General features: G+C 39.8%; 6 protein-coding genes and 1 pseudogene. 4 read left to right on the forward strand and 3 right to left on the reverse strand.

All coding sequences use genetic code 11. The annotated features are described in order from the left end of the window. The first annotated feature begins 18 nt into the window (after nucleotides 1-18). From pta to Q0757_RS14645, 3 genes are all read left to right on the forward strand, one after another. Nucleotides 19-999: a phosphate acetyltransferase gene (pta, locus tag Q0757_RS14635; RefSeq protein WP_298788650.1), complete on the forward strand. Its 981-nt coding sequence runs from the start codon at nucleotides 19-21 to the stop codon at nucleotides 997-999. Nucleotides 1,000-1,051: 52 nt separating this feature from the next. Further along, nucleotides 1,052-1,333 (forward strand): hypothetical protein, encoded by a 282-nt coding sequence (locus Q0757_RS14640; RefSeq protein WP_094908653.1) that lies wholly within the window; start codon nucleotides 1,052-1,054, stop codon nucleotides 1,331-1,333. A gap of 362 nt (nucleotides 1,334-1,695) precedes the next feature. Continuing rightward, nucleotides 1,696-1,920: a helix-turn-helix domain-containing protein gene (locus Q0757_RS14645; RefSeq protein WP_298788652.1), complete on the forward strand. Its 225-nt coding sequence runs from the start codon at nucleotides 1,696-1,698 to the stop codon at nucleotides 1,918-1,920. 492 nt (nucleotides 1,921-2,412) lie between these two features. Here the strand turns inward: Q0757_RS14645 and Q0757_RS14650 are convergent, their stop codons facing one another. From Q0757_RS14650 to Q0757_RS14660, 3 genes are read right to left on the reverse strand one after another with little or no spacing between them, the layout of a single operon-like run. Beyond that, nucleotides 2,413-3,135: a GntR family transcriptional regulator gene (locus tag Q0757_RS14650; protein ID WP_298788654.1), complete on the reverse strand. Its 723-nt coding sequence runs from the start codon at nucleotides 3,133-3,135 to the stop codon at nucleotides 2,413-2,415. 17 nt (nucleotides 3,136-3,152) lie between these two features. Then, nucleotides 3,153-4,175, reverse strand: a complete 1,023-nt coding sequence (locus Q0757_RS14655; protein WP_298788656.1) for an ADP-ribosylglycohydrolase family protein — start codon at nucleotides 4,173-4,175, stop codon at nucleotides 3,153-3,155. 17 nt (nucleotides 4,176-4,192) lie between these two features. Next, nucleotides 4,193-5,587, reverse strand: coding sequence for a PTS transporter subunit EIIC (locus Q0757_RS14660; protein WP_298788658.1), 1,395 nt, complete (start codon nucleotides 5,585-5,587; stop codon nucleotides 4,193-4,195). Between the two features lie 332 nt (nucleotides 5,588-5,919). On the opposite strand from Q0757_RS14660, the pseudogene Q0757_RS14665 reads away from it, so the two are divergent. Continuing rightward, nucleotides 5,920-6,354, forward strand: a pseudogene (locus Q0757_RS14665) (IS30 family transposase); the annotation flags it as partial. Nucleotides 6,355-6,517 lie beyond the last annotated feature (163 nt).

Below are 6,517 nucleotides of genomic sequence, written 5' to 3' on the forward strand. Positions count from 1 at the left end.
TTAGTAAGAGGTGAAAACATGTGGGAAGAACTAATAGAAAAAGTGCGAAAAAAAAGACCTTCTATACTTTTTATGGAGGGAGAAGATAGTCGAGTTGTTGAAGCTGCGCTAAAGTTATCCCGAGAGAAAATTATTCACCCGATTTTGGTAGGAAATGAATACGAATTGTGGAGAAAAGTAAAAAATGTAAAAAATACAGATATTGAAATTGTGGATCCAAGTACTTTTTACTCAAACGAAAAAATTTGCAATTATCTGTTTCAAAAATTACTAACTAAATATTCTCAAGACCGCGCTAACCAACTAGTTCGAAGCACTAACTATTTTTCTATGGGTTTGTTACATTACAATATTGGAGAAGGTTTAATAGGCGGAGCAACTTTCAAAACTTCCGAGGTATTAAGGCCGGCTTTAGAAATCATTAAAACAAAAAAAGGTATTCAACGAATAAGTAGCTATTTTCTAATGAATAATCAAGAAAAAACATTTTTATTTGCAGATTGTGCTGTCAATCCCTCTCCAAATAGTTATGAATTGGCAGAAATAGCGTTTCTATCTGCAGAAGCTGCCGAACTTTATAATTTGAATCCAAAGGTGGCCTTTTTGAGCTATTCTACCAATGGCTCTGCAATTTCTAGTGATACCGAAAAAGTTAGTGAAGCCACAAAAATATTTATTAATAAGCATGACGAATATCCTGCTGAAGGAGAAATCCAATTTGATGCAGCTGTGACACCAGCAATAGCCGCGCGCAAAAATCAAAATTCGGTCATTCATGGGGAAGCGAATGTGCTGGTATTCCCAGATCTAAATTCAGCAAATATAGCTTACAAGATTACAGAAAGGTTGGCTGGTTATCAAGCTATTGGGCCAATTATTCAAGGACTTAATCGTCCAGTGAATGATTTGTCTAGAGGGTGCTCAATGGAAGATATTTATTACCTAGGGATCATTACTGGATGGCAAGCGATAAACAATAAGAGGTTTAGTTTTTCCTGAGACAATTAAATCTACAATGTATGAAGCTTTTAAGTAAAGGGATGATTTGCCGATGGTTTATTTACGACATATTTGTTTAGATCAAAAACTCATCTCTTTTCAAGAAGCTATATTAAAATTTCAAAAAAATTGTACGACGAGAACTTGGGAAGTAGTCATTGAAAACGGTAAGCATTTCTTTTTTGAAGAGCCAAATAACCATTTTTGTTTTATTTTAGAAGCTGTAGACATAAATGGGCGTGTTTACCGTGGTCCTTGTGTGATTGAATTTGTGGCTCAAATGCTTAATACCGTTCACCTTCAAGGTATCAGGCCATTACAAGTACTATCATAAATGTCTCTCTAAAAAGACAAAAAGAAAAGTAATTCATTGGCCATTAGGGGATTTAAACCAACACTCTTAAGAGCAAAAAAGAATCAAGAAGCAATGATTCTTTTTATCGTTTGAATGTTTCGGAAGGTGCGACGCCTTTGTATTTGTCTTGCCTTTTTTCTTGATTAATGCTGCAATAATCCTCTGACAGGGCTAACGAATAATGATAAAATGCGATAGAAAACGTTCGAACTAACGAAAGAGAAGACAAGAGGCTTAGCTGCCCCCGTGATCGTTGAGAAATATATTGGTAGTACTATGCCTCATCAGAAGGGAAAAACCTTGGCTACCTCCAGGGGTGTTATTAGGAAGGAGATTTTATGATGAAAATGAGCTGGCAATATTATTATACGGTGATGAAAAGAGCTCATATAGATCAATTAAAGCGGGAAGTATGGCCAGCAGAGCACATTAAAATCAAACGGAGGATGCAAGGTTTATCGCAACGAGAACTGGCTGAAGCGGTCGGGGCATCCACGCGTACGATCAGACGTATTGAAGCCGGTATGACGACCCCTCACGAAGAGCTTTTAAAAATCATTGCTTAAATTCTTTCCATCCATTTCCCGCAAAACAGAACCAATGAAGAGACTAGATGGTCCAAGTGAATATCCGAAACAGTTAAACAGGATGGTGGCCCTGAGGGATGCTTAATCCCTAATCGAAGCATGCCTTGGAACAATTAAAAGAAAACATAGAAGAATTTATAAAAAAAGTAATAATTGAAAATGAAATGAATAATAAGTCAAAATAACTGAGTGTAAAAAGCTAAGAAAAGCAGCAGTTCCCCTAGTAGAGTGAGGGTCTATTTATATGATTTATTGATACAAAAAGAAGAAATTGACTGTTTGTATAATTAAATAATTGGATTATTGTTTCATCTTAAGTAGTAAAAAAAGCATCTCAGCTTCGAAAAGAGTTGAGATGCTTGTTTGTTTTGTGAGGAGTTGCTAATAATCGCGATTATGTTAATGAAATTTTCGATGTAATATATAAAATAAACATGAACAGGGCCTCTCAAAGAAGAGGCCCCATTCATGTCATTCTCCTTCTAGTTCAACATGGTACTTGTACCGATCCGCACGATAATAGATTTCCGCAAATTCGATACCCTCGTGATGATCAAAAGAACACCGTTCGATATAAAGTAATGGCGCATGGTCTTCTAACTGCAATTGGTCCTGCAGCATGGAGGTGGCGCTCATGGCTTCAATGGTTTCATTGGCTGTGGTTAAGTGAATGTCATGCGCTCGGAGTACTTGATAAAGAGACGCTTGGGGTGACACCATATCGCTTTGATTAATCTCCACTTTATTAATCGGAATAAAGGAGCGATGGAAACCTACTTTTTCGCCGTTTATGATGCGTAAACGTTCAATTTTGTACACTTGAACATCTTCACGCAAGTGTAATTTCGTCACCACTTGGAGAGGCGCCTCCACAATATCGAAAGAGACTAATTCGGAAAGAGCGTCTCGATTCAAGTTGTCTTCACTAAAGCTCGAAATTCTCTTTAGCTGCAGTCCGTGTTTGGTGTTTATCACAATAGTTCCGATGCCCGAGTGTTTTTTAACATAGCCATTGGTTTGTAAAATATCCATCGCCCGACGAATCGTGATACGACTTACTCCGTACGTGTCTTGCAATGCTGGTTCGGAAGGCAAAATATCGCCCTCATGATATTCGTTACGAATGATTTTTTGAAGCAATTCATTGTAAATTTGCTTATACAGGGGCTCGTTCGTTTTCGTAGAGTCAATCATAGTAACCTCTTCCAGTCTTATGATATTCGAGAAGCGAGACGCTGAGCTAGGCTCGTGATGTCAAAATCATTTGCCTTCTCGATAAAGTCTATCATATCATAAAATTCCCTGTTTTTCTCACTCATAGCCCCGACGATGGCGCCGACAATGGTAGCTATCGTATCGGTGTCATACCCGATGTTCACCGCATCGATAACCGCTTGTTGAGCGTTTCCACGATTTGCTTTAATAATCCCAAACGCACATGGCACCGCTTCAGAGACATGTAAGCCGCTTCCGATGAGCTGATAGAGTTTTAACAGATTTTCTTCTTTGGAGCCAGGTTCCTCGACGATATCAAAAGCCAATTTCATTCGTTCCACGACGCTGGCCCCAGCTACCGTTCGGCTAATCTCTTGTCCCAAACGCTCGCCCTCGATAGCACCATATAACCCCGCTTCCAAAATCTCATCAAAGGTGATTTCTTCTTTTAAAGAAGCACTAACGGCTGAAGCAACAGCACTGGCACCAGATATGGCTAAATGATTGTCATGTGTCACTCTAGTGATCGTAATGGCATCTTGGATGGCCGCATCTTGATGGCCAGGATGAAATAAGCCCGCAGGGGAAATTTTCATGGCGGCCCCGTTGGTGGCTTTGGATGCATAATCAACGATAACCGCACCTTCGAGGGGCTGCATCTCCTGTTTTTCGCCTTTATACATGGCAATAGCGCTTCTCGTGGTCGGACCGGCAAAACGATTAAAGTAGACGGGCATGTTGGACCACTTGATCATGGCCTGTTTAACGATTTCAGTGGTGATGGTTTGTTCTTTCGTTTCCAAAACCTCTTGAAGAATCAGGTAAATTTGGGAAAAATCGTCCGTCACTTGACCTGGTTCATTTCCTAAAGCAAAGGCGGTGTCACCTGGCTTTTGAAATTCCGTGACCTGTCCATGAAATGTTTCTCGAATTTGATGAAACGTAAGGTTTTCGGTGGCGGCTCCCATCGCGTCTCCCATGGCTGCGAAAGCGAGACTCCCTAGAATGTTTTTTTCCATAATAATCTTCTCCTTTGTTATTCTTCTTCCATATTGTTGGCTTCTTTAAATCCAAGGATCAACGTCAAAACCATCGCGGAAACAAATGAAATAGTTAATCCAACGATATACGCCCACAAGGTAGGCCCGGCGAAAGCGGGAATGGTTGTCAGTCCCCCAAAAACAAAAGCATATCCGACTACGTTAAAGAATCCCATAAATGCGCCGCCAATAGCTGCGCCCACACATCCAGCAATCAATGGGGTTTTTAGTTTAACGCCCAGACCATAAATGGCTGGTTCCACGATACCGGATAAAAACACCGAGGTGATGGAGGTAATGGAAAATGATTGGAGCGTTTTGCTTTTGCTTCGTAAAAAGACGGCTAACGCTGCACCAGCCATACCGAAATTAGCATTGGCGGCATAGGCGATTATACTGGATTCTCCTGTGGAGGCAATGTTCGGGATCACTACGGTGGTATTTGGAGCCCAGTGAATGCCAAACATGATGAAGATGTTCCAGATCCCTCCAATGATCGCTCCGGCGATGACACTGTTCGACGAAATGACAAGATCAACACCTTGCGCCGATAAAATACTCAAGTAATTGCCGATAGGTCCAATGACGATCGCCACTAACGGGACCAACAAAAATAATAAGACCGTAGGAATAACCACCATGTGCAAACTTTGTACCAATTTTCCTTTCATGAAGTGCTCTAATTTCGATTGAACCCATACTGTTAAGATGGCTGGTATAACTTGGCCGCTGTAATCAAAAATGGGTACCGGAACACCCATATAACTAATGGAGTCCGTCTCGTTTTCTACTAGAGCTAAAAAATCGGGCATCAATAATGCTCCCATGATTGCTAACGCGATATAAGGGCTCGTTTTAAATCGTCTCGCGGCAGTAATCGCTACAAGCAACGGAAGGAACTGAAAGACGGAAGTAGCAGCTAGGGTCAGGATTAAGTTAGTATTACTATCTTCATTCAAAACACCAATCTGGGTGGCTAAAATCGTGAATCCTCGTAATAAACCGGCACCAGCGAACAAAGGTAATAATGGAGTGAAAATGCTTATAACAATTTCTAAAAAATGATTAAAATACCGTTTGAATGTATTTTGTTCTTTCTTTTCTTCTTTGACGTCTTCCTCATGACGTATATTTACTTTTTCTTTTTCTTGTAGTTCCGTTCTTTTAATAATTTCTTCGTAAACTTCATTAACATTCGTTCCGATGACAATTTGAAACGTAGACTCGCTATCAACAACACCCATAACGCCTTTGGTATCTCTTATCTTTTGAGTGTCTACTAAGCTTTTATCCTTTAATTCGGTTCTTAGTCTTGTTGCACAGTGCGTCACCGTTTTAATATTTTGTTCTCCACCCATGAATTTGATAAGGTCTTTCGCCAACTTTTCCATTTATTCTGCCCTCCTCGAAAAATATTGATAACTAATAAGCATGCACACCAATATTAAACATCATAACGTTATAATGTTTATCAATATAATATAGCGCTTTCATATCGTTGTCAACTAAGAAATGCTTTAAGTTTTTTGTAATCACCAATTGTGCAAATAAGCTAGACAACGAAAAAGATCATTCGGGACACACTCAAGATGAATTTCCGACTAAAGAAATCATAGAAATGAGCACGAATGACCTGTAACCATCTTCGCACGAATGAAGTTCTCGTCATGGAAGCGTCCGCTTTCCTGTTCTAGTCGCACGCTGTACCGTCTATTCGAGCGTCGGGCACTTAGAAGGAGAGGCTATTGTTGGGCGTCAACACCAAAGTGCCGTGATCACCTTGGTCGAGCTCTTCTCAAAAGTAATTATTACTCTTCAACCATGCGGACGCTTCTTGAAAAACCTCTTTAAATCTAACTCCTTTGACAGCGGCCAAGTTTTATCCAACTGGCGGTTGATTAGGAATAGACACGATCTTGCCCTTTATTTTGACGATCTAGGAACACCTTCTCAGCGCGGACTAAACGAATATTCGAATGGTTTGCTTCGAAAGGATAAATTGCCCAAACACATGGATTTTCAGGACGGGAAGCAGTGGTATGTTTCCGCTGTGGCCTTCAAAAGAAATCACCTCTCAAAAAAATTGTTAGACTATTGCATCCCGTTGGAGTTATTCATGAGCTACATGGAGCCTGGTATGTTGTCTAACTTAGTTTGACGATTTAAAACTCAATAAAAATTTATAAGTTGTATTAATAAATAAAAGTTATTTTTTGCATAGAAAGTTTTTCCTTTTTCTTTGTTTTGAGAGCGTAAAATATTTTGTGTAAACGAGCGAACACGAAAAAAGGAAGTCCTTTTCTAGTAGAATGAAGTTAGCC

Origin of the sequence: uncultured Marinococcus sp., from assembly GCF_947493875.1 — a bacterium.
Lineage (GTDB): Bacteria > Bacillota > Bacilli > Bacillales > Marinococcaceae > Marinococcus.